Consider the following 20,152-nt stretch of genomic DNA (forward strand, 5'->3'; position numbering starts at 1 on the left):
CCTCTCATAAATTTGAAATTCTTTGGCGATCCGGCCAGTCACACGCTTAATCCCACCCTGAATTTGCACGGTGGGACTCGCCAGGTTCGGTTCCCCTGCGGCGTCGATGCCTATGAAAAGGAACCTCGAAAAATAAGGCGCTGGTCATGATTCAATATTCCACTTCCGATGAAATCAAAGCCTGCCGGGCATTCGCCCTGGAAGGTAATCGTCGGATGTTCGAAGAAGCCCAGGCGCTGAGCCGCTGCGCTTTTGAGTTGCTCGAGAGCGGCGATATGGATGTGGAGCTGTTTGATCGCTATCAGGCGATGCGCAGGAAGGCCGATTTGAAGTTCGAGGAAGCGATCGAGCACTTGCGGCTGCTCAACGAGGATTTCCCACCGATCCCGATGTCCATCAACAACACACATCATTTGCGCGAGCCCGTCGAATCCAGGGCATGACCTTACAAGCCCGGCGCCAGTCGCCGGGCTTTTCATTGCCAGCCCCCTATAACGTCACTGCGAACTGCATGAGTCAAATTCCAGACTCATGCAGCCTGCACGACCGCAGTTCGCCATCAGCGAGTTCAACTCATTGATTTATATAGAGACCATCGGAGGGTTGAACCCGGCACGACAAATGCTCCAGGACCAGAAGCGACTTTCGGCCTTGAGACCGTTCGCGCTCACCCCTGACTAGTTGAGAGACTCGACCATGAACGCCATAGACCTGTTGAAAGCTGACCATGAACGTGTGAAAGGCATCCTGACCCAATTGAGCGAATCCACTGAGCGTGGTGTTAAAAAACGCGGGGAGTTGCTGGCCAAGCTGGAAATGGAGATCGCTATCCATACCCGTCTCGAAGAAGAAGTCTTGTACCCGGCGTATAAAAAGGCGGGGGGCAAGGAGCAGGACGTCATGTACTACGAAGCCAAGGAAGAACACCGCACCGTGGATTCGCTGGTGCTGCCAGACCTGAAAGTCACTGACCCGTCGACCCCGGAATTTGCCGGTCGCGTGAAAGTGGTCAAGGAACTGCTGGAGCACCATATCGAAGAGGAAGAAACGGAAATGTTTCCTCAGGCCAAAAAACGTCTGGGTAAAGCCACTCTGGACGAGTTGGGCGCGCAAATGGAAAGCTTGAAAGCCCGGTATAAAAAAGAAATGAGCGCGGCCAATCTGGCGGCTTAAGGCTGGATAGCAGAAGGCCCGGCATCTGCCGGGCCTTTTGGTATCTGGCGTACCGAAAACAACAACTGAATGGGCACTACAAGGAGTCTGCAATGGACTATCTGGATTGGGTGCAATGGCCGGCAATGCTGGTCACGGTGCTGGCGGCATGGTGGATTGGCTCGCAACAGCCGTCGCGCAGGGTATTGGGCTTCAGTTGTTTCATCGCCAGCAATATCTTGTGGGTGATCTGGGGTTACCACACGCACGCTTACGCGCTGATCGTCCTGCAGTTTTGCCTGTGTGCCATGAACTTACGCGGTTTCAAGAAGAATGCAGGGTCTGCGCCGGACCATTAAACGCATCGGTCATTTCATCGCCAACCCGATGATCTCCACCAGATTGAGTTGGGTAAAGGGTTTGGAAAGGCGCGGAAGTCTGGCAGCGAAGCCTTCCAGTCGCTCGGCATAACCGGTCGCCAGGATGATCGGCAAGTCCGGCTTCATGCTCCGGATAGCCTGCGCCAGTTGCGCGCCATCCATTTGCGGCATGGCCATGTCGGTGATGACCAGATCGATGGTTTGTCCGTCGTCGAGCGCTTCCAGCGCTTGCGCCCCGGACACTGCACTGATCACTCGATGGCCCAGGTCTTCGAGCAACAGGCAGGTACTGGTCAACACCAGGCTGTCGTCATCCACCACCAGCACGCACAGGCGAGGCACACGCGGTGCGGTGTCTTTCTCGGCAAGGGCCTTGGCAACCGAAGCCGACGTGGCGATGGGTATCCACAGCTCGGCGGTTGTGCCCTTGTCCTTCTGGCTCTTTAGAATGAATCTCCCGCCCAGTTGTTCGATATAGCCATGAACCATCGACAACCCCAGGCCCGTGCCTTTGCCAAGCCCCTTTGTGGTGAAGAACGGGTCCATCGCCGAGGCTAGCGTCGCCTCATCCATACCCTCCCCGGTATCGCTGACACTCAGGCAGACAAATTGGCCGGCCTTCAGGGTGGATCGGGGTTGCTCGCCGGCTTCTTCCGTCCGGGCACTGATAACGATTTTCCCGCCATGGGGCATTGCATCACGGGCGTTGGTCGCCAGGTTCAGTACCGCCAGCTCCAGCTGATTGATGTCGGCCAGGACCGGTTCAAGTGCGGGTGAAAAGCGGGTTTCGAGTACCACGGAAGGCCCAAGGGAGCTACGTAACAGACCGCTGATCCCTTGCACCAGCGACGGTATTTCAACGGATTCGGTCTTGAGCTCCTGACGCCTGGCAAAGGCTAGCATGCGCTGGGTGAGGGTTACGCCACGCAAGGCTCCCTGAGTGGCGTTGTCCACCAATCGGGTAATTTTCGAATCGTCCCCCACTCGCTTGCGGACGATTTCCAGATTGCCGAGGATGACCGTCAGCAAGTTGTTGAAGTCGTGGGCAATGCCTCCGCTGAGTTGACCGATGGCCTGCATTTTCTGCGCCTGGAACAGTGCTTCACGGGTTTGCTCCAGGGCCTGTTGGGCTTGTGTGACTTCGGTGATATCACGGGTGATTTTGGCAAAACCGAGCAACATGCCGGTGTCGCCCCAAATCGGGTCGACCACGACATGTGCCAGGAATCGCGTACCGTCCTTGCGGACTCGCCAGCCCTTGTTTTCGAATCGCCCCTCACGTACGGCAATGTCCAGCGTCCGTTGCGGCTCGCCGGCCTCGCGGTCTTCCGGGGTGTAAAACAGCGAAAAGTGTTGGCCGATGACTTCTTCGGGCAAGTAGCCCTTGATGCGCTGAGCCCCCGGATTCCAGTTGGTCAGGCGACCGTCCGGGGCAAGCATGTAGATCGCATAGTCCGTGACGCTTTGAACCAGTAGCCGGAATTGTTGCTCGCTTTGCTTGAGGGTTTCTTCAGCCATCTTGCGGTCGGTCAGGTCCCGGGTGATCTTGGCGAACCCCAGCAACGTGCCCGACGAATCGCGAATCGGATCGATCACCACATGGGACCAGAAATGCGTACCGTCCTTGCGGACCCGCCAGCCTTCACCCTCGAAACGCCCCTCCCGAATCGCCGTGTCCAGCGCCTTCTGGGGCAAACCGGCACGGCGATCGTCTTCGGTGTAAAAGCGCGAAAAGTGCTGACCGAGAATCTCGGCCTCCTCATACCCCTTGAAACGCCTGGCACCCGTGTTCCAGCTGGTGATGATGCCGTCGGGATCAATCATGTAGATCGCATAGTCAATCACTGCATCGATCAACAGGCGAAAACGACTGTCATCGATGGCGGTGGCTTTGCTTCGATCCTCGCTCATTGATCCCTCACGTCATGATTGTTTTTCTGGAGTATGCGACAAACCGGACTTTTGGAAAGTCGCAAAGCGCATCTCGATGCAAAGCGTTATCGGTTTACGTATTTGATGATATAGGCGTAAAGGTCGTTGTAGACAACGCCAGGGACATGCCGGGCGTGGGTCTGGGTTTTATGCAACGCCTGGTGGCATTCTTTTAAAACCTCGTCGCGGTCCCGAATTGCGAAGACATGATTATCGATAATGCTGGAGTAAACGTTGTACGCAAAATCTATCTTGGTTGTCGTTGTGGTGACGGAACCGTCGGCAGCTTTGGAGTAAGTGCTCTGGGCAAGCAAGGTTCGCTCGTTCAACGCGCCAAAGCCGCGTTCGTACAGGGTGATTTGCGAGCCACTGATTGCCTTTGCCGCCGTTTCGAAGGCCAGGATAATCGCTTGCGCATTACTCATGCTCGCATCCAGCTTCGATACCGTGACAAACCTTTCCATTTCCTGGTCTTCCAGGCTTTTGAGCGCTCGTTTGATGCTCGACACATGAGCAAACTCTTGAGTGCAGCCGACGATGTGGGTCTCGAACTGATAGCCCGCGGCGGTCGCCAACGGTGGAAAGGCTGCGAAATCGATACTGTCGAACGCACATTCCATGATGATGTTGTATTTGCCAGTGAATGCCTGCGCATGGATCTTCGTGCTGACTTCCCGAACAAAGGCTTCCGTATGCTCGTACGCATGCAAGACACCGAGCTTGATCATCTCTTCGTATTGGGGATGTTTTTTTCGGTATTCGGGCAGGTACAGACGAACATAATTGTCGTAGCTTTTCGAAGGCAAAAGCGCCTTTTCCAGCAGATAGGTTTTGCCTGAACCCTGTAATCCCGCAATGACCAGCATCTTGGGGATTGTCTCGGCAGTCTTGCCGCTGAACAGCGTCGCTGCTATTTCATCGAATGCGGCCGTGACCTGCTCAGGGGTGTACGAATATTTCGGTGCTTCTGACATACCTTGATTTCCTTATCAAAGAATCGAAAGAAAGTGATAACCAGCCCTTTGAATAAAGTGTGCTTTGGCGGTTTGTTCAAATGGCCGTATCTTTCAAGATATATCGATGTTTTTAAAGTAAAAAATCCTACTCAACGGAGTACAAAAACGTCGGAGCAACCGACCACCAGCGCGGTAGCAATTGCTTGACCTTGCTGTCGCCAAACCGGTCATCGATCAGCATCACCACCCCTTGATCCTGCTGGGTACGGATCACCCTTCCCGCCGCCTGAACCACTTTCTGCACGCCAGGAAACAGGTAGGTGTAGTCATAACCGGCACCGAAAATCGCTGCCATGCGATGTTTCAATTGCTCGTTGACCGGGTTGAGTTGAGCCAATCCCAAGGTCGCGATGAACGCACCGATCAGTCGTGCGCCGGGCAAGTCGATGCCTTCGCCAAACGCCCCGCCCAGCACTGCAAAACCGACCCCCTGACTGTCAGCGGTGAACTGATCGAGAAAGTCCTGACGCTGCCCTTCCCCCATGCCTCGGGACTGTGACCACAGATTGATGTGCGGATGCTTCTCGGCCAGCAACTGCGCCACTTGCTGCAAATAATCGAAACTGCTGAAAAACGCCAGGTAGTTACCGGGGCGCTGGCTGAACTGCCGGGCGATCAGCTCGACGATCGGCGCCAGGGACGACTGGCGATGGACAAACCGTGTAGAGATCTGGCTGACGATATGTACTTGCAGCTGGTCAGCGTGAAACGGCGATTCCACGTCAATCCACACCGTGTTCACCGGTGTCCCCAGCAGATCGGCGTAGTAATGGCGAGGGCTGAGCGTCGCGGAAAACAGCACGGTGCTGCGCGCAGCCGTCAGGCGCGGCCGGATGAAACCGGCGGGCACCACGTTGCGCAGGCACAGCTGCGACAGGTTGCGCTTGCGGTCGAGGTCGCGCTTGCTGATGTCGAACAGGAACTGCTCATCGAAGAGTTCGGCCACCCGGCAAAATTGCAGCATGTCGAAGTAGACGTTCTGTAGTGCGCTGTCCAGCCCCTGGGGATGATCGTTCAGGTAGTCGCCGATACTGGCGCTGCAAGACGACAATGCCTGAAGCAGTTTTTCCGGGGGGGTGTCGTAAGCCTGATAGGGACCCAGTTGCAGGTCATGCAGGGCGTTCCACTCACGATTGACCCGCTGCAAGGGTCTTTTCAATGCGTCAGGGGCGGTTTTTCGCACCCCGTTGAGGGTCGATTGGTCGAGGCTGGCGCTGTACATCTGCCGACCGCGCTCCACCAGATTGTGGGCTTCGTCCACCAGCACCGCGACTTTCCAGTTGTTGGCCTGAGCCAGCCCGAACAACAGCGCGCTGAAATCGAAATAATAGTTGTAATCGGCGACCACCACGTCTGCCCAGCGGGCCATTTCCTGGCTTAGGTAGTAAGGGCAGACGTCGTGTTTGAGGGCAACCTCGCGCAAGGCATTCTGGTTCAGCAACGTCAGCTCGCTGGCGGCCTGGCGAGCGGCGGGCAAGCGATAATAGAAACCCTGCGCCAACGGGCAGGACTCGCCGTGGCAGGCTTTGTCCGGATGCTCGCATGCCTTGTCCCGGGCAATCAGCTCCAGCACTCGCAGCGGTGGCGCATCGGCGCTGTCGAGGATCACTTGCGCCGCATCGAGCGCCAGTTTGCGCCCCGGGGTTTTCGCCGTGAGGAAAAACACCTTGTCCAGTTGCTGCGGCGCCAGGGCCTTGAGCATCGGAAACAGTGTGCCGACGGTCTTGCCGATACCGGTCGGCGCCTGTGCCATCAGGCAACGGCCGGTGCTGACGGCCTTGAACACCGATTCCGCCAAATGGCGCTGTCCCGGACGAAAGTTGGCATGGGGGAACGCCAATTGCTGCGCCGCCCGATTGCGTCCTTCGCGATGGGCCGTTTCCTGCTCGGCCCAGTACAGGAACAAACCGCAATGGAGTTCGAAGAACTGCCCCAGCTCCGCAGCGCTGAAGGCCTCGACCAGACAGGTTTCCTTTTCGCTGACGATGTCGAAGTACACCAACGCCAGATTGATCTGCGCCAGATTCAGCTTCTGACACATCAACCAGCCGTAGATCTTCGCCTGGGCCCAGTGCAACTGACGATGGTTGGCCGGTTGCTTGCCCAGGTCGCCGCGATAGGTTTTGACTTCTTCCAGGCAGTTTTGCGCAGGGTCGTAGCCGTCTGCCCTGCCCTTTACTTTCAACGTTTGATACAAGCCCTCAAGCGCGACTTCACTCTGGTAACCCTCACTGCGCCGGGACGCCACCGTGCGGTGCCCGACGATGCCTTCCAGCGCGGTCGGCGACGGGGTAAAGCGCAGGTCGAGGTCGCCGACCTTGGCGGTGAATTCACACAACGCCCGCACTGCGATGCTGTAGCTCAAGCGCTCTGCTCCGCCCATTGCACGTAACAGACGGCAATCGGCATCTGGTGCTCGTGGCAGAACTCCAGCCAGCGCAACTGGTTGTCCTGCAGCCGATCGCCGGGGCCTTTGACTTCGATCATGCGGTAGGTCTTGTGCTGCGGCCAGAACTGGATCAGGTCCGGCATGCCCGCGCGATTGGCCTTGATGTCCAGCAGCAGGCGGTTGAACCAGTGCTTGAGGTGTTCGGCGGGCAGGCAATCGAGCGCCTGATCCAGCAGCGCTTCACTCAGCACGCCCCAGAACACGAACGGTGATTGCACGCCCCACTTGGCGGCATAACGTTCACGGATCGTCTGGACATAACGCCCGTCATCGAGTTCGGCCAGGCAATCCCGGAACAGCTCGGCGCGGCGGGTATGGAAGTCTTCATTGAGCAGGTCCACCGGCCCCCGCTGAAACGGGTGAAAAAACGCTCCCGGCAAGGGCGCGAAGATCGCCGGCCAGCACAGCAGCCCGAACAGCGAGTTGATCAGACTGTTCTCGACGTAATGCACCGGCGCCGACTCTTCCGTCAGGTGTGCCTGCACGTAGAACTCCACGGACAGCGCCGGGTCGGTTCGAGGCAGTTGCAGGTCCAGGCGCAGCATTTCCCGAGGAGACGAACGCTTCATTGCCGGGCCGCCGAGTTTGCGCCGTAGCCTGGGCAGCACGCGCAGCAGTTGTTGCTGCTCGGCGGCGCTTTCCGGTGACTGCTCGGCATGGACGGCCAGGTCCAGGGCCAGTTGATACTCGCCGCAGCGCTCCAGCACGCGAATCAGCCGCGTCCGCGCACCGGGCCAGGCGCAATCGCGATAAAGGCTCAGGGCCGTGGAGAAGTCCGCCATGCGCTCGCAATATTGACCGATCTGGAACAGCAGCTTTGCGCGACGCTTTTGCAGCCAGGGATTGGTCAGCGCCAGCCCGTTGATCTGCTCGACAATGTCCGCCACCGCTTCGCCGGCCTCAAATAGTTGCTGACAGGTGTGAAGGAAGAGGCAGGCATCCACATCCTCGCGGCTGCGCAAGCCTCGGGAATCGGCGCAAAACTCGACTTTTTCATAGGTGAAGATGCCCAGATCGGCGAGCACGAACTCCGACCAGTCCTGATAAAGGTTGCCGAAAAACATCAACCGCAGGCGATCACACAGGCCCATGATGGTCAGGCTGAACAGCCGATCGGCCAACGCCGGGCACCAGTGGGCGAAACTGCAAGCCTCGGAAAACTGCTCGCTCAGCGCCGGCAGCCAATCGGTCTTTTTACCCTTGGGTTGATCGATGGCGTCGCCAAAGCACTGAAGCACTTCCGACTTGAGCAGTACCTCGAACACCGTTTCAAGCGACAGTGGCATTTGCTCGTCGATCCAGCCCAGCTCCAGCAAGGGAGCGGCGGCGATGGCGGTGTCACCGATCTCGACGTAATGCAGTTTGCTCGCCCTGAAATGAATCCCCTTGCGCATCACCATCCGGACCAGCAACGCCCTGGACTCCCGGGGCAGGCGATTGAATTCGCGGATGAAGCCTTGCTCTTCGACACTCAATACATCGGCATAGCGATGCTCATGCCAATCAAGCACTTGCATGAAGTTGTTCAAGTAATAGAACGGATCGTCGAGAGGATTAGCGGTCACAGGAAAACAGGGCCATGGCGAACGAATACTGGTTATGCGTACAGATACCAGCTACGACCCGTCCGGTGCAAACGGAAAAGGATAAGTGGCGAAGCTATTCGATCATTTTTCGGGTGACTGTCGAACTTTCTGCCATTCCATCGCACCAATCGCGTAAGACGTACAGTGACGATGGATTTAGTTCGAGGCTGTCGCGCTGTTTTTTTGAAGGATGAGAGGTGGTTATGAATATCAAGACTCTGGGCCTGCCCCTGGCGGTAGCGGCCTTCCTGGCCCTGGCCGGTTGCTCGACGCCAACGGTCGTGACGCTGCAGAACGGCACCCAGTATTTGACCAAGGACATGCCGAACACCAGGACCGATGACGGCTTTTTCGAGTTCGAAGATATTTCCGGGGCGAAAGTGAAGGTCAAGGCCGACGACGTGTCCACGATTCGCAAGGAGGACTGAGGACCGCGTTATCGTTCATCGCGAGCAGGCTCGCTCCCACACAGATCTGCGTTCACTGGAGATCCACTGTGGGAGCGAGCCTGCTCGCGATGAGGCCCTTACTGGCGCCACATCACCCTCAGGCAATAACAATCCCCGCACCCGACAAACTATCCAGCCCAACCCCGACCAACGTCACCGAGTCATTGCCAAACGTCAGCACCGTGTCCTGCCCTACCGCCGTGGCATGGGCCCGGTAGCCATCATTCGGCGTCACACCCTGAACCCCGATAAACACCAGTTTGTCGTTCGCCTGATAGCCCACCACCCGATCATGGCCAAACGCGCCACTGAACAGGAACGTATCGACCCCGCCCCCCGACTCCATCAGGTCATTACCTGCCCCGCCGACCAACACATCGTTACCCTTGCCACCAATCAAGTGATCGTTGCCGTCCAGGCCGAACAACCAATCGCCGCCGGCATGTGCCTTCAGCGTGTCGACGCCCGCACTGCCCTTCACCGTCGATGCGTACTGAGTCAGGTTGCCCCCGACCGCCAAACCATTCGCCATAACGCTGTGGGTCACGTCATCCTTGAACAGTCCCCAGAGAAATCCCGGTTCCCGGGTGACGATGCTACCGATGTCGCGGGTGATGCTGATGCCGCCATTGGCGTCGCGGACGTACAGGTTGCCGGCGCCGTCATTGGCGAAATCAAAGCTCTTCACCGACTGCTGCAAATCGAGCACGTTGCTGCCCTTGCCGCCCAACAGCAGGTTGTAACCGCCACCGTCACGGAAGGTGTCGTTGCCATCGCGACCTTCCAGGTAGTCATTGCCCTTGCCACCCTGGATCAGGTCGCTGCCGTCGCTGCCGATGATGAACGTGCTGCCCTTGTGGATTTCGGCGTTGCGATTGAGGTCCTGGACCCAAGTGTTGCTGCGGGCCGATTCCGAGAGGTTGGCGACGACGATGGTCGAGTCTTTGCGGGTGAGATCGTAGAACTTCGACTCCAGTACCCGCGTCATGCCATCGCCGTAACCGGTGGGCAGATGTGAGATCCAGGTCGGGATGTTGAGGATGGAAAACGGCAACACATTCCACGCCGTCGAAGCGTAGTGATCGTTGAAACTGACGATATTGTTGGTCGCCGACGCCTGATGGGCATCGTGCACACCCACCGACGACAGGTTGAACGAGGAACCGTCGAGCGCGCGGAACACCGGGTCGTTTTCGTAGCCGACGTTCAGCACTTTATCGGTGCCGCTTTGGGTCGGTGACGCGTAGGCAATGTAGTTGGAGTCCTGGTAGAACCCGGCCCACTGGTCGTTACTTAAATCCGCCAGACTGTTGACCGCCAACCCGCCGAGGCTGTGGCCGCTGACCAGCACATCCTTGCCCGACAGGCCATTGGCTTGGGCAAATGCAGCAACGTCGCCGAGCAAGTTACCGAAGGCTTCACCCACGTAGTTCTTCGCATAATCCTCAGGGCCCAACGCCGCCAACAGGTCGTTGATCACGTCGGCGATCGAATCGCTGATCAGCGTTTCCCGAGGGCCGCTGGTGCCACGAAAAGCAATGCCGATTTCGCTGAGATGGCCCTGGGCGTCGTACTTGCCGAGGATTTCCACCTGGGCGCTGGTGTAACCGTCCTTCTCGCCGAAGAACGTTCCGCGCGCGTCGACCTTGCCGTCATAGCCCAATTGCGAGGCGGTAATCGGCGTCCAGCCGGCCTTCTGTACGGCCTCCAGCGCGGCTTTTTCTGAATTCGGGTTCCATGGAATGCCGGGGATGACACCCTGGGAGTCGGCGCCGCCGATCAGTGCCGTCACCAGCGTCGCCAGCAAGCCCAGGCCAAAGCCGTTGTGCTGGTAACCGGTGGCAAAACCGTTGTCGAGGTTGTGATAGGAGTACAGCGTGATGGCCATGGCGTCGGTAAACAACGCTTTGGAATCTGCTGTGCCAAGGTTTTTGTAGTCATACACACCCATGGGTATTGCCTCTCTCTTTGTTGGAATTGTCAGAGATAGTCCGCGCTACAGGGCTGCGATGTTCAGGGGTTACGGCGTCCTAGGTCCCTGTCCGAACGCCTCGTCAATCTTGGCCAGATCCTGTTCACTCAAGGTCCCGGCGTAGTAGTGCAGCTTGGTCCACGCCATCAAATAGTCATAGCGGGTCTGGGCCAGATCCCGGCGGGTGGTAAAGAGTTGTTGTTCGGCGTTCAGCGCATCGAGGTTGACCCGTTCACCACCGAGGATGCTTTGCTTGGTCGAAACCACCAGGGCTTCGGCGGAACTCAGGGCTTTCTGATAGGCCCGCAGCTTGCTCACCCCCGACAGGCAGGCGCTGAACTGCCGGCGCAGCTCGATCAGGGTTTCCCGGGTCTTGCCGTCCAGCTCGTACTCGGCCTGCTCCATGGCGCGGCTGGCCTGACGGGTCGAGGCCGAAACCCCGCCGCCGGCATACAGCGGCACGTTGACTTCGATACCGATCGTGTTGGTGTCGTAGCGCTGGTTGTAGGTGTTGCCGCTCTCCGACTCGTTCTGCCGAACCGTGGCGTAGGCGCTGACTTTGGGCAGGTGCCCGGCACGATTGCGCTCAACCTCGTAGCGCGCCACTTCCAGCGCCTGACGCTGGGAAGCCAGGTTCGGGTTGTTGGCCACTGCGATCTCATGCCAGGTGTCGTAATTGGCTGGTTGCAGGGTGAAGGTCTGGAAGTTCTGATCGAGGGGCGCGAGGTCGGCAATGTCGATGGCCGGCACACCGATCAGCGCCCCCAGTTCCCGCAGGGAGGCATCCTGTTCGTTGCGCGCCTCGATTTCCTCGGCGGTCGCCAGTTCGTAGCGCGACTCGGCCTCGAGAATATCGGTGCGTGTGCCCTCGCCCTGACGAAACATCTGCTCGTTCTGCTGGAACTGTTGCTCGAAGGCTTTTTTCTTGGCCAGGGCAATGTCGATCTGATCCTGAGCGAACAGCGCCTTGGTGTAGTTCTCCAGCACCCGCACCAGCAATTCCTGACTCTTGCCGCGAAAGTTCTCATCGGCGAACAGTGATTGCGCCACGCCTTTGCGATACGCCGCGTACGCTTCGTAGTCGAGCAACGGTTGCTGCAAGGTCAATGACGAGCCGTAGCTGCTGTAGTTGCGATCATCGCTCTGGTTCTGCCCGCGCTCATTGAGGTAGGTGACCTTGGAGGTGTTGCGCCCCTTGTTGTAGTTGTAACCCAGTTTCGGCAACAGCCCGGCGCGGCCGATGGCGCGGTTTTCAAGGCCTGCGTCGCGTTCCTTGATGGCGCCGAGGAACACCGGATCATTGCGCAACGCTTGTTCGTAGATGTCGAACGGCCCCATGGCCAGCGCACTGTTGCAGGTCAGCAATACGACACTCGCCGCGAGCATGGAAAGCTTATTCATACAGCGGAACATCCTTATTCCTCGGTCAACGCGGAGCCTGCCCGGTCGAGCAGCGGCTTGAACAAATAGTTGAGGAGCGAACGCTCGCCGGTGCGCACGAACATTTCTGCCGGCATACCGGGCTTGATCACCAGGCCGTTGAGTTTTTCCATGGCCTGCTCGCTGACGCTGCTGCGCAGCACGTAATACGGCGCACCGGTTTTTTCGTCGACCATCTGGTCGGCGGAGATCAGGCTGACTTCACCCGGAACGCGCGGTGTGCGGCTCTGATTGAACGCAGTAAACAGGATGTCCACCGGCAGGTGCGTGCCGACCTTGTCGACCAGATTGATCGGCAGGTGCCCTTCCACCTCAAGACGGGTGCCTTGCGGAACGATCTCCAGCAGGGTTTCACCCTGGCGCACCACCGCGCCTTCGGTATGAACCCCGAGGTTGACCGCAATACCATCGGCCGTAGCGATGATTTCGCTGTGTTGCAGATCGAACCCGGCGGAGGTCAGTTGCTCTTCCAGGGTCACGCTTTTGAGCTGCGCGTCGGCCAGTTGAGTGCGGACTTCTTTCTGGTATTCCTCGATATGTTGTTGCAGTTTCAGACGCGATTCGAGGATGCCCTGCTCCACCCGGCCGCTTTCGCCGGTGTTTTCTGCCAATTGTTGCTGCACCTGCGACAGTTGACGCTGGTACTCCATCAGCCGGTTGCGCGGGATGTAGCCGTTGTCCGCCAGGGGCTGAAGATTACTCAGTTGTTGTTGCAGGGAACTGGCCTGGGCATCCAGGTCCGTGCGGGCACGGCGCATGCCGGCCAGTTGCGCGCCGGCGCCTTCGATGCTGGCGCGCAACGCGGCCTGTTCGCGGGAAAACGCTTCGCGGCGACTGCTGAACAATTGCCGTTGGCCTTCCAGCACCAACGCCAGACGCGGGTCGGGATCGTTGCTCAGCTCGGCGGGGAAATTGACTTGCTTGAGATTGTCCCGCTCGCTCTGCCACCGCGCCAGGCTGGCCCAGGCCATGCGGTATTGCGCTTGCAGGGATTGCACGTCGGCGGCGACTTGAGTCCGGTCGAGCTGAAACAGCGGCTGACCCTGTTTTACCACCTGACCTTCGCGTACCAGAATCCGGCTTACCACGCCGTTGCTCATCGACTGCACGGCTTTGCGCTTGCCCGACACCACCACCGTGCCTTGTACCGGGATGCCCTGGTCGAGCGGCGCCAGACTGGCCCAGGTGAAGAAACTTCCAGCGCCGACGATCGCCAGAATCCAGCCCATGCGGGCGAAATAACGTGCATCGCGCTCAGGGCGTTCGGCGATGTAGTCGTGTTCCATCGTCGCTTCGTTTTGACTGTTCATCTGTGCGCTACTCATACACCCGAACTCCTTGTCGACGGCTGAGACTGTCGGCTCATGCTCAGGCCCGCCGGTGCTTGCGCAGCAGCACCGGACAGCGCCTTGAGCACGTCCTGGCTCGGGCCGAAGGCCTGCAAACGTCCGTCGTTGAGGACCAGCAATTTGTCGGCCTGGGCCAACGCCGAGGAACGATGGGTGACCAGAATCACGCTGGTGCCCTGGGCCTTCATTTGCGCGATAGCGCTGGCCAGCGCCGCTTCACCCACGGTGTCGAGGTTGGAGTTCGGTTCATCCAGCACCACCAGGCTCGGCGCTCCGTACAGGGCGCGGGCCAGGGCCACACGCTGTTTCTGACCGCCGGATAAACCGCTGCCGTCTTCCCCGAGTACGGTGTCGTAGCCCTGGGGCATGCGCAGGATCAGTTCATGAACGCCGGCCTGTTGCGCGGCTTCCACCACTTTTTGCGGATCGGCCTCACGGAATCGGGCGATGTTTTGCGCGATGCTGCCGCTGAACAGTTCGATGTCCTGCGGCAGATAACCGATGTAGGGGCCGAGGTCATCACGATTCCAGCGATGGATGTCCGCGCCGTCGAGCCGCACGGTGCCGCCGAGGGTCGGCCACACGCCGACCAGCACTCGGGCCAACGTCGATTTACCCGAACCCGAAGCGCCGAGTACCCCCATCACCTCCCCCGCACCAAGGCTGAAGTTGACCATGTGCAGAGTCGCCGCACGTTGCCCCGGAGGACCGGCACTGACTTGTTCGAACGTGATCTGCCCCTTCGGCGCCGGCAACGCCATGGCCTCGTCACTCGGTGGAAAGGCTTGCAGCAACGCATCGAGACGCCGGTAGGCGAGTTTGGCGCCGCTCCATTGCTTCCACACGGCAATCAATTGATCGATGGGGCTCAGTACGCGGCCCATCAGGATGGAACCGGCGATCATCATCCCGGCCGTCATGTCACCCTTGATCACCAGCAAGGCACCAAGGCCCAGCACCAGGGATTGCAGGCACAGCCGCAGGGTTTTGCTCAGGGAGCTTATGACTGCGCCGGTATCACTGGCCTGGTTCTGCAAGCCGAGGAACCGCGAATGGACCTGGAACCAGCGTTTGCGCAAGGCACCGAGCATGCCCATGGCTTGAATGGTTTCAGCGTTATGCAGATGACTGGTGGCCAGTTGGCTGGATTTCTGGGAAAAAAGCGCGGCTTCGCCCAAAGGCTTTTTGGTCATGGCCTCATTGAGGCAGGCCAGCCCGATCAGCAGCAGCGCACCGGCAGTGGCAAACACCCCGAGCCAGACGTTGAACAGATAAATCACAAACAGGTAAACCGGAAACCACGGTGCATCGAAGAACGCAAACAACGCAGGGCCCGTGACGAATTGGCGAATGTGGGTCAGGTCTGCGAGGGACTGGCCGGCGTTGCCCTCCCTCTTGAACAAATTGCGCTCAAACGCCGCCTGATAGACCCGCAGGTTGAAGCGACGCTCCAGTTGGCTGCCGATACGGATGACAATAAAGCTGCGAACAATCTCCAGCAAACCGATAAAGGCAAAGAACCCGACGACCATCAGCGACAACATGGCCAATGTGGTTTCGTTTTGCGAGGACAGCACCCGGTCATAGACCTGGAGCATATAAATCGACGGGACCAGCATCAGAACGTTGATCAGTGCGGTAAAACAACCGACGCTGATCAAGATGCTTTTATAGTCACCCAGTGCCTTGATTAACGGTGCGGTGACTGGGGCCTTCGCCATCTTCATTGGTTTTTCCTGAACTGATATTACTCGCCATACTTTGGCGAGATTCCAATTAACTACCCGCACACGGGCCGATACAGTCTTAGTTGCTTATCGCTTACACATTAATAACAACTTTTTTTCAACAAAGAGCCCGACTATTGATCCGCCGCTTATAACTGCGATCAAGGGATTTATATTCGGCCCTGTAAGAGGCTGTCATTTTCCGCTTATTGCGCAGCGCGCTGGAGCGTAATGATCAGCCCTGACCTCAAAGTGCTTTTATAAAGCCCCTCATGCTCTCGGCTGAAGAACACGATTCTTGAGCCTTCTTTACCGGTGATCGCGATGCCGTCCGGTTCAGGGAACCAACCGATGGCCTGCTCGCCCAGCCAGGCTGCAAGGCAATCGGCACCTTCGCCCAGAGACTGGTTCGGTTGAAGCTTGATCATGCAAACATTTGAGGGTTGGTCCGGCGCGGAATTCAAGGTGGCCTGCCACTTGCCGGCCAGTTCCGAGGGGTCTGCTAATTTCAGGCTGCTTGCCATGGCTACGTCTCCAAGAAACATCATCAGCGTCGCCAACAGCCACGCAGTCGTTCTGTAGGTAAAGGTATTTTGGGTCATAGGGCGTTGAGCTCCGGTAAGTAGCCTTACTCGCAGCGTGCGGCGATGCAAGGAAAGAGAGCGGCGCATCAAGCGCCGCCCTCCTTTTTTCACATCACGCCGCGATGTCGGTGAACGCCGCCTGGCCCACGGTGCTGACCAGGAAATCAGCCACGCCGTGTCCGGAGAAGTCCACCGACAACAGGCTGTTGCCGCCGGAGTTGCTCAACACCGCCTCGCCCGCAGCACCGGAGAACACGCTGACGAAGTGCAGCCCTGAGCCGTTGGTGATGCCGGTCAGGTCGATCTTGTCCAGGCCGCTGACAAAATCGAGGATCTGGTCGATTGCACCGGGTCTGGAGTCACTGCTGGCCGCGAACACGAACGTGTCCGAGCCTGCGCCGCCCCACAACTTGTCCGCACCGCCCGCGCCGTAGAGGATGTCGTTGCCGGCACCGCCTTTCAGCTCGTTGGACACGTTGTTACCGATCAACAAATCGTTGCCCGAACCACCGATGGCGTTTTCGACGGTGACACCCTTGGCGATGGACACGTTGCCCACCAGGCCACCAACGTCGGAGAACGAGGCTTCATTGAGGTTGATCTTCTGGTTTTGAGTAAACCCGGAAAAATCCAGGGTATCCTTGCCGCCCGCATCCCAGACCGAGAACACGACCTTGTCCGACGAAGAAGACGCGCCCAGGAAGTCACGACCGGCGTTGGAATTGAAGCCGTAAGTGGTGTCACCGGTACGGGTGGTGGTGTTGGCACCGTAGAGTTTCTGGATGGCCGCGATATCGTCCATCAGCGGGCCCGACGAATAGGCTTCGACGCCCCCCTTGCTGAAGTTCTGGCTGGTGTTGCTTTCACTCCAGTAACTCATGACGCTGTAACCGCGGGTGTCTTGCCCGTAGGACGCGTCGCTGTAGGTCGGAGCGCCCTCGCCGGCGTTGTAGTCACCAGGATGAGCCAGGCCCAGAGAGTGGCCGATTTCGTGGGTCAGGGTTTGACGGCCGTAGTTGTTCAGCTCCGGCGTCTTGTTGGGTGTGTAGCTGCTATTGGTCAGGTACCAGGAAGTACCGTCATAACCCGCGCCCGTCCCCGGCAGGTAAGCAAATGCCGCCGCGCCATCCTGGCCGCCGCTGTAGTTGCCGAAGGTCATGTGACCGTCGCCACCACTGGCCTTATCCGTGAAGGTGACCTTGGCCACATCGGCCCAGGATTGCATGGCAAGCACGGCCTGGGCTTTCTGTTGGGCGCTGAACTGGCTGAACCCGGTAATCCCGTGTTTGTTCATGGTGCTCGACGATGCCGAGGTCAGGAACGTGTAGGTCAGTTCGATTTTGCCGCTGCCGTCCTTGTCCTGGTAGGCAGCGCCGTCGCGCAGCAATTGGGTCGCTGCCTGGTCGACGGAGAAGGAGGCTTTGCCATTGACTGTGAGATTACCGCCACGGTCATACTGATGGCTGAAGCTATTGATCTGGTTGAACGCGGAACTGGGGGCTGCCAGTGCTTGCAACGGCTGGAATGCCTGTTCGGCGGAATCAATAGCGCTGTCTTTTACTTTCGACATAAACACACTTCCTTGTTTGGCTATGGAACAGTTTTTTTAATAGCAACAATCTCTGGCGAGATCGTCCTATCACTCGCCCAATGAAGGCGAAAGAAAACTGACACAATTTGAAATCAAACGTCTAGTGTTTTTTTGACGTCAAATTGGGTTGTTCCAGCATGTGCCCGAAAACAATGCGTGCGCTGTCGAAAATATTATTTACAGTTCGAAGGAGTCCGCCTAATTGTCTGACAATTGGCAATTTAAATATTAAATAAGAGTAAGTATTTGCTGTTGAAGGTGCCGCCCTCTCGCGGGCTTACTCATGTAAGTGCCATTGAATTGGCATCACTGTTAAATCTATCAAATACCAGGTTGCAGGGTTTACGACTGCTGCGCAGCCGAACGCAGCCTTCGGCAGCTGCTACAGGTTTCGCGAACGCCGCAATTTTTGTAGCAGCTGGCGCAGCCTGCGTTCGGCTGCGCAGCAGTCGTCAACAATCACAGCCAACACGCATCCCACAGCGGATAATCATGAACGCGTGTAACCAGTCCAGCTCGAATCGGATTGGCCACTACATATCGGGCAAGATTCTTCACGTCTTCCTCCCGTCGGACCGCACGATCGTGATAGCCCTTCTGCCACAGTCGCCCTCGCCGTCCTAATGCTTGATTCACCACCAGACTGCTCCGGGATTTGATTCGGCACATCACCTCGGCCAACGTTTTCTCGTGTAGCTGCACCAGACACTGCATATGGTCTGGCATCACAACCCACGTCAAGAACTCGACCCAGCCCTCTGCCTCTGCCTCTGCCTGACGTAATTGCTGCACGACCAACCTCCCCAGTCGCCAATCAGAAAAAAACGGTTGCCGTTGGTCAACGACAGCCGTTAGCAGATAAATACGTCCTGACTCAGAGACGCGACCAATTCGCAGGTGACCCGCATTTGAACAAACCGGCATTCCATTGCCTCCTGATCCATCGAACGGAGGCCTGGAATCTACAGCGTTACTAGCCAGTCTGACGGGGACCAATGGCTACAGAATATGACCCATCAACTCCCCGTCCGAATCTTGTTCCACACCCGCGTCCGAATCCGGTCAATGTTCAACGGCATCGCCTCCAGTGCGAACAATTTCCCCATCATTTCCGGGCTCGGATAGACCTTGGTGTCGTTCTTGATCGCCGGGTCGATCAGGCTGTCAGCCTGTTCATTGCCGTTGGCGTAGTGCACGTAGTTGCTGATGCTGGCCATGACGTCGGGGCGCAGCAGGTAGTTTATGAACGCGTAGCCGGCCTTTTCGTCCGGGGCATCGGCGGGCATGGCGACCATGTCGAACCAGATGGCGGCGCCTTCCTTGGGAATCGAGTAGCCGATGTCGACGCCGTTCTTGGCTTCTTTGGCGCGGTTTTCGGCTTGCAGGATGTCGCCGGAGAAACCAACTGCAACGCAGATATCGCCGTTGGCCAGGTCGCTGGTGTACTTGGACGAGTGGAAATAGCTGACATACGGCCGGACTTTCATCAGCAGCGCTTCGGCTTTTTTATAGTCTTCCGGGTTTTTACTGTGATGCGGCAGCCCCAGGTAGTTCAGCGCTGCGGGCAACAGTTCCGGGCCGTTGTCGAGGATGGCTACGCCGCACTTCTGCAGTTTTGCCATGTTCTCGGGTTTGAAGATCAGGTCCCAGGAATCCACCGGAGCGTTGTCGCCCAACACGGCTTTGACCTTGGCGATGTTGTAGCCGATGCCGGTGCTGCCCCACAGGTACGGGAAGCCGTGTTCATTACCCGGATCGTTGGTTTGCAGGGCTTTGAGCAGCACCGGATTAAGGTTTTTCCAGTTCGGCAATTGGCTTTTGTCGAGTTTCTTCAGGGCTCCGCCCTGAATCTGTCGCGCCATGAAGTGGTTGGACGGGAATACCACGTCGTACCCGGATTTACCGGTCATCAACTTGCCATCGAGGGTTTCGTTGCTGTCGTAGACGTCGTAGCTGAAAGCGATGCCGGTTTCTTTCTGGAAGTTTTGGGTGGTGTCCGGCGCGATGTAGTCCGACCAGTTGTAGATCTTGACGGTCTCGGCCGCCTGACTGAGTGAAGCGACGAGCATCAACGGTGCCAGAGTCAGTGTCTTTCGGATCATGAGTCGATTCCTGGATGGGTTGTTTTTGTTGGCAGGCAATCAGAGGATCAAAAAATCAAAACGTAGGTCTTGCGCACGGTTTCCTGGATGTCCCAGATACCGAGGCTGTTGGCTGGCAACATCAGTGCATCGCCGGCTTCTATGTGCAGGGTTTCCCCGTCGTCCGGGGTGAAGGTGCAGCGCCCCTGGACGAAGTGACAGAATTCCTGGGCAACGATCTGCCGGCGCCAGCGGCCGGGGGTGCATTCCCAGACGCCGGTTTCGACGCCGTCGTCGCGTTCGACGCTGGTGGTCGAAGCCACCGCCACCGGCGTACCCAACGGCACGGCGACCGGGTTCGACTCTTCCAGTTTCAGGGCTGCAGTGTTCTTGAATTGGGTGATGCTCATGGGATTACCTGTCGATGAAGCCTGTCGATGAAGA

17 protein-coding genes are annotated in these 20,152 nt (G+C 58.0%); 4 read left to right on the forward strand and 13 right to left on the reverse strand.

The features are described from left to right. The first annotated feature begins 215 nt into the window (after nucleotides 1–215). The 3 genes from ACYZUD_RS06925 to ACYZUD_RS06935 all read left to right on the forward strand — a co-directional run bounded on the left by ACYZUD_RS06925 (nucleotide 216) and on the right by ACYZUD_RS06935 (nucleotide 1,511). Nucleotides 216–443, forward strand: coding sequence for a hypothetical protein (locus tag ACYZUD_RS06925; RefSeq protein WP_462023252.1), 228 nt, complete (start codon nucleotides 216–218; stop codon nucleotides 441–443). Nucleotides 444–696: 253 nt separating this feature from the next. Beyond that, nucleotides 697–1,173, forward strand: coding sequence for a hemerythrin domain-containing protein (locus ACYZUD_RS06930; protein ID WP_462023253.1), 477 nt, complete (start codon nucleotides 697–699; stop codon nucleotides 1,171–1,173). A 92-nt stretch (nucleotides 1,174–1,265) separates the two neighbouring features. Beyond that, nucleotides 1,266–1,511, forward strand: coding sequence for a hypothetical protein (locus ACYZUD_RS06935; RefSeq protein WP_462023254.1), 246 nt, complete (start codon nucleotides 1,266–1,268; stop codon nucleotides 1,509–1,511). 9 nt (nucleotides 1,512–1,520) lie between these two features. Here ACYZUD_RS06935 and ACYZUD_RS06940 read toward each other — a convergent pair whose 3' ends face one another. From ACYZUD_RS06940 to ACYZUD_RS06955, 4 genes are all read right to left on the reverse strand, one after another. Then, the gene (locus tag ACYZUD_RS06940) at nucleotides 1,521–3,443 is read right to left on the reverse strand and encodes a hybrid sensor histidine kinase/response regulator (protein ID WP_462023255.1); all 1,923 of its coding nucleotides are present in this window, start codon (nucleotides 3,441–3,443) and stop codon (nucleotides 1,521–1,523) included. Between the two features lie 86 nt (nucleotides 3,444–3,529). Continuing rightward, on the reverse strand, nucleotides 3,530–4,438 hold the full coding sequence (locus ACYZUD_RS06945; protein WP_462023256.1) for a zeta toxin family protein: 909 nt from the start codon (nucleotides 4,436–4,438) through the stop codon (nucleotides 3,530–3,532). A 127-nt stretch (nucleotides 4,439–4,565) separates the two neighbouring features. Then, nucleotides 4,566–6,845 (reverse strand): ATP-dependent DNA helicase, encoded by a 2,280-nt coding sequence (locus tag ACYZUD_RS06950; protein ID WP_462023257.1) that lies wholly within the window; start codon nucleotides 6,843–6,845, stop codon nucleotides 4,566–4,568. Next, a complete protein-coding gene (locus ACYZUD_RS06955) occupies nucleotides 6,842–8,446 on the reverse strand; it encodes a VRR-NUC domain-containing protein (RefSeq protein ID WP_462025195.1) in 1,605 nt (534 codons plus the stop codon). The genes ACYZUD_RS06950 and ACYZUD_RS06955 overlap by 4 nt, the downstream gene beginning before the upstream one ends. Before the next feature lie 272 nt (nucleotides 8,447–8,718). On the opposite strand from ACYZUD_RS06955, the gene ACYZUD_RS06960 reads away from it, so the two are divergent. Further along, a complete protein-coding gene (locus tag ACYZUD_RS06960; protein ID WP_462023258.1) occupies nucleotides 8,719–8,943 on the forward strand; it encodes a YgdI/YgdR family lipoprotein in 225 nt (74 codons plus the stop codon). Nucleotides 8,944–9,061: 118 nt separating this feature from the next. Here the strand turns inward: ACYZUD_RS06960 and ACYZUD_RS06965 are convergent, their stop codons facing one another. The 9 genes from ACYZUD_RS06965 to ACYZUD_RS07005 form a co-directional block, all read right to left on the reverse strand. After that, nucleotides 9,062–10,915, reverse strand: a complete 1,854-nt coding sequence (locus tag ACYZUD_RS06965; RefSeq protein ID WP_462023259.1) for a polyurethane esterase — start codon at nucleotides 10,913–10,915, stop codon at nucleotides 9,062–9,064. A gap of 69 nt (nucleotides 10,916–10,984) precedes the next feature. After that, the gene (locus tag ACYZUD_RS06970) at nucleotides 10,985–12,349 is read right to left on the reverse strand and encodes a TolC family outer membrane protein (protein WP_462023261.1); all 1,365 of its coding nucleotides are present in this window, start codon (nucleotides 12,347–12,349) and stop codon (nucleotides 10,985–10,987) included. Nucleotides 12,350–12,351: 2 nt separating this feature from the next. Continuing rightward, on the reverse strand, nucleotides 12,352–13,686 hold the full coding sequence (locus ACYZUD_RS06975; RefSeq protein WP_462025196.1) for an HlyD family type I secretion periplasmic adaptor subunit: 1,335 nt from the start codon (nucleotides 13,684–13,686) through the stop codon (nucleotides 12,352–12,354). Between the two features lie 11 nt (nucleotides 13,687–13,697). Continuing rightward, the gene (locus ACYZUD_RS06980; protein WP_462023262.1) at nucleotides 13,698–15,452 is read right to left on the reverse strand and encodes a type I secretion system permease/ATPase; all 1,755 of its coding nucleotides are present in this window, start codon (nucleotides 15,450–15,452) and stop codon (nucleotides 13,698–13,700) included. Between the two features lie 206 nt (nucleotides 15,453–15,658). After that, nucleotides 15,659–16,054, reverse strand: coding sequence for an AprI/Inh family metalloprotease inhibitor (locus tag ACYZUD_RS06985; RefSeq protein ID WP_462023263.1), 396 nt, complete (start codon nucleotides 16,052–16,054; stop codon nucleotides 15,659–15,661). A 94-nt stretch (nucleotides 16,055–16,148) separates the two neighbouring features. Next, nucleotides 16,149–17,606, reverse strand: coding sequence for a serralysin family metalloprotease (locus ACYZUD_RS06990; protein ID WP_462023264.1), 1,458 nt, complete (start codon nucleotides 17,604–17,606; stop codon nucleotides 16,149–16,151). A gap of 480 nt (nucleotides 17,607–18,086) precedes the next feature. After that, complete coding sequence (locus ACYZUD_RS06995; protein WP_462023265.1) at nucleotides 18,087–18,551, reverse strand: REP-associated tyrosine transposase; 465 nt, start codon at nucleotides 18,549–18,551, stop codon at nucleotides 18,087–18,089. A 92-nt stretch (nucleotides 18,552–18,643) separates the two neighbouring features. Further along, nucleotides 18,644–19,729: a polyamine ABC transporter substrate-binding protein gene (locus ACYZUD_RS07000; protein ID WP_462023266.1), complete on the reverse strand. Its 1,086-nt coding sequence runs from the start codon at nucleotides 19,727–19,729 to the stop codon at nucleotides 18,644–18,646. A 47-nt stretch (nucleotides 19,730–19,776) separates the two neighbouring features. After that, nucleotides 19,777–20,118: a cupin domain-containing protein gene (locus ACYZUD_RS07005; RefSeq protein ID WP_462023267.1), complete on the reverse strand. Its 342-nt coding sequence runs from the start codon at nucleotides 20,116–20,118 to the stop codon at nucleotides 19,777–19,779. Between the last annotated feature and the right edge of the window lie 34 nt (nucleotides 20,119–20,152).

It is taken from the genome of Pseudomonas sp. XS1P51, from assembly GCF_054897845.1.

Excerpts from the sequence above, each read along its gene's own strand:
- ACYZUD_RS06995 (WP_462023265.1), bottom strand. The coding sequence starts at position 18,551 with ATGCCGGTTTGTTCAAATGCGGGTCACCTGCGAATTGGTCGCGTCTCT.
- ACYZUD_RS06975 (WP_462025196.1), bottom strand. The coding sequence starts at position 13,686 with ATGAACAGTCAAAACGAAGCGACGATGGAACACGACTACATCGCCGAA.
- ACYZUD_RS06985 (WP_462023263.1), bottom strand. The coding sequence starts at position 16,054 with ATGACCCAAAATACCTTTACCTACAGAACGACTGCGTGGCTGTTGGCG.
- ACYZUD_RS06960 (WP_462023258.1), top strand. The coding sequence starts at position 8,719 with ATGAATATCAAGACTCTGGGCCTGCCCCTGGCGGTAGCGGCCTTCCTG.
- ACYZUD_RS07000 (WP_462023266.1), bottom strand. The coding sequence starts at position 19,729 with ATGATCCGAAAGACACTGACTCTGGCACCGTTGATGCTCGTCGCTTCA.
- ACYZUD_RS06945 (WP_462023256.1), bottom strand. The coding sequence starts at position 4,438 with ATGTCAGAAGCACCGAAATATTCGTACACCCCTGAGCAGGTCACGGCC.
- ACYZUD_RS06925 (WP_462023252.1), top strand. The coding sequence starts at position 216 with ATGTTCGAAGAAGCCCAGGCGCTGAGCCGCTGCGCTTTTGAGTTGCTC.
- ACYZUD_RS06965 (WP_462023259.1), bottom strand. The coding sequence starts at position 10,915 with ATGGGTGTGTATGACTACAAAAACCTTGGCACAGCAGATTCCAAAGCG.
- ACYZUD_RS06930 (WP_462023253.1), top strand. The coding sequence starts at position 697 with ATGAACGCCATAGACCTGTTGAAAGCTGACCATGAACGTGTGAAAGGC.
- ACYZUD_RS06970 (WP_462023261.1), bottom strand. The coding sequence starts at position 12,349 with ATGTTCCGCTGTATGAATAAGCTTTCCATGCTCGCGGCGAGTGTCGTA.
- ACYZUD_RS06980 (WP_462023262.1), bottom strand. The coding sequence starts at position 15,452 with ATGAAGATGGCGAAGGCCCCAGTCACCGCACCGTTAATCAAGGCACTG.
- ACYZUD_RS06935 (WP_462023254.1), top strand. The coding sequence starts at position 1,266 with ATGGACTATCTGGATTGGGTGCAATGGCCGGCAATGCTGGTCACGGTG.
- ACYZUD_RS07005 (WP_462023267.1), bottom strand. The coding sequence starts at position 20,118 with ATGAGCATCACCCAATTCAAGAACACTGCAGCCCTGAAACTGGAAGAG.
- ACYZUD_RS06990 (WP_462023264.1), bottom strand. The coding sequence starts at position 17,606 with ATGTCGAAAGTAAAAGACAGCGCTATTGATTCCGCCGAACAGGCATTC.
- ACYZUD_RS06940 (WP_462023255.1), bottom strand. The coding sequence starts at position 3,443 with ATGAGCGAGGATCGAAGCAAAGCCACCGCCATCGATGACAGTCGTTTT.
- ACYZUD_RS06955 (WP_462025195.1), bottom strand. The coding sequence starts at position 8,446 with ATGCAAGTGCTTGATTGGCATGAGCATCGCTATGCCGATGTATTGAGT.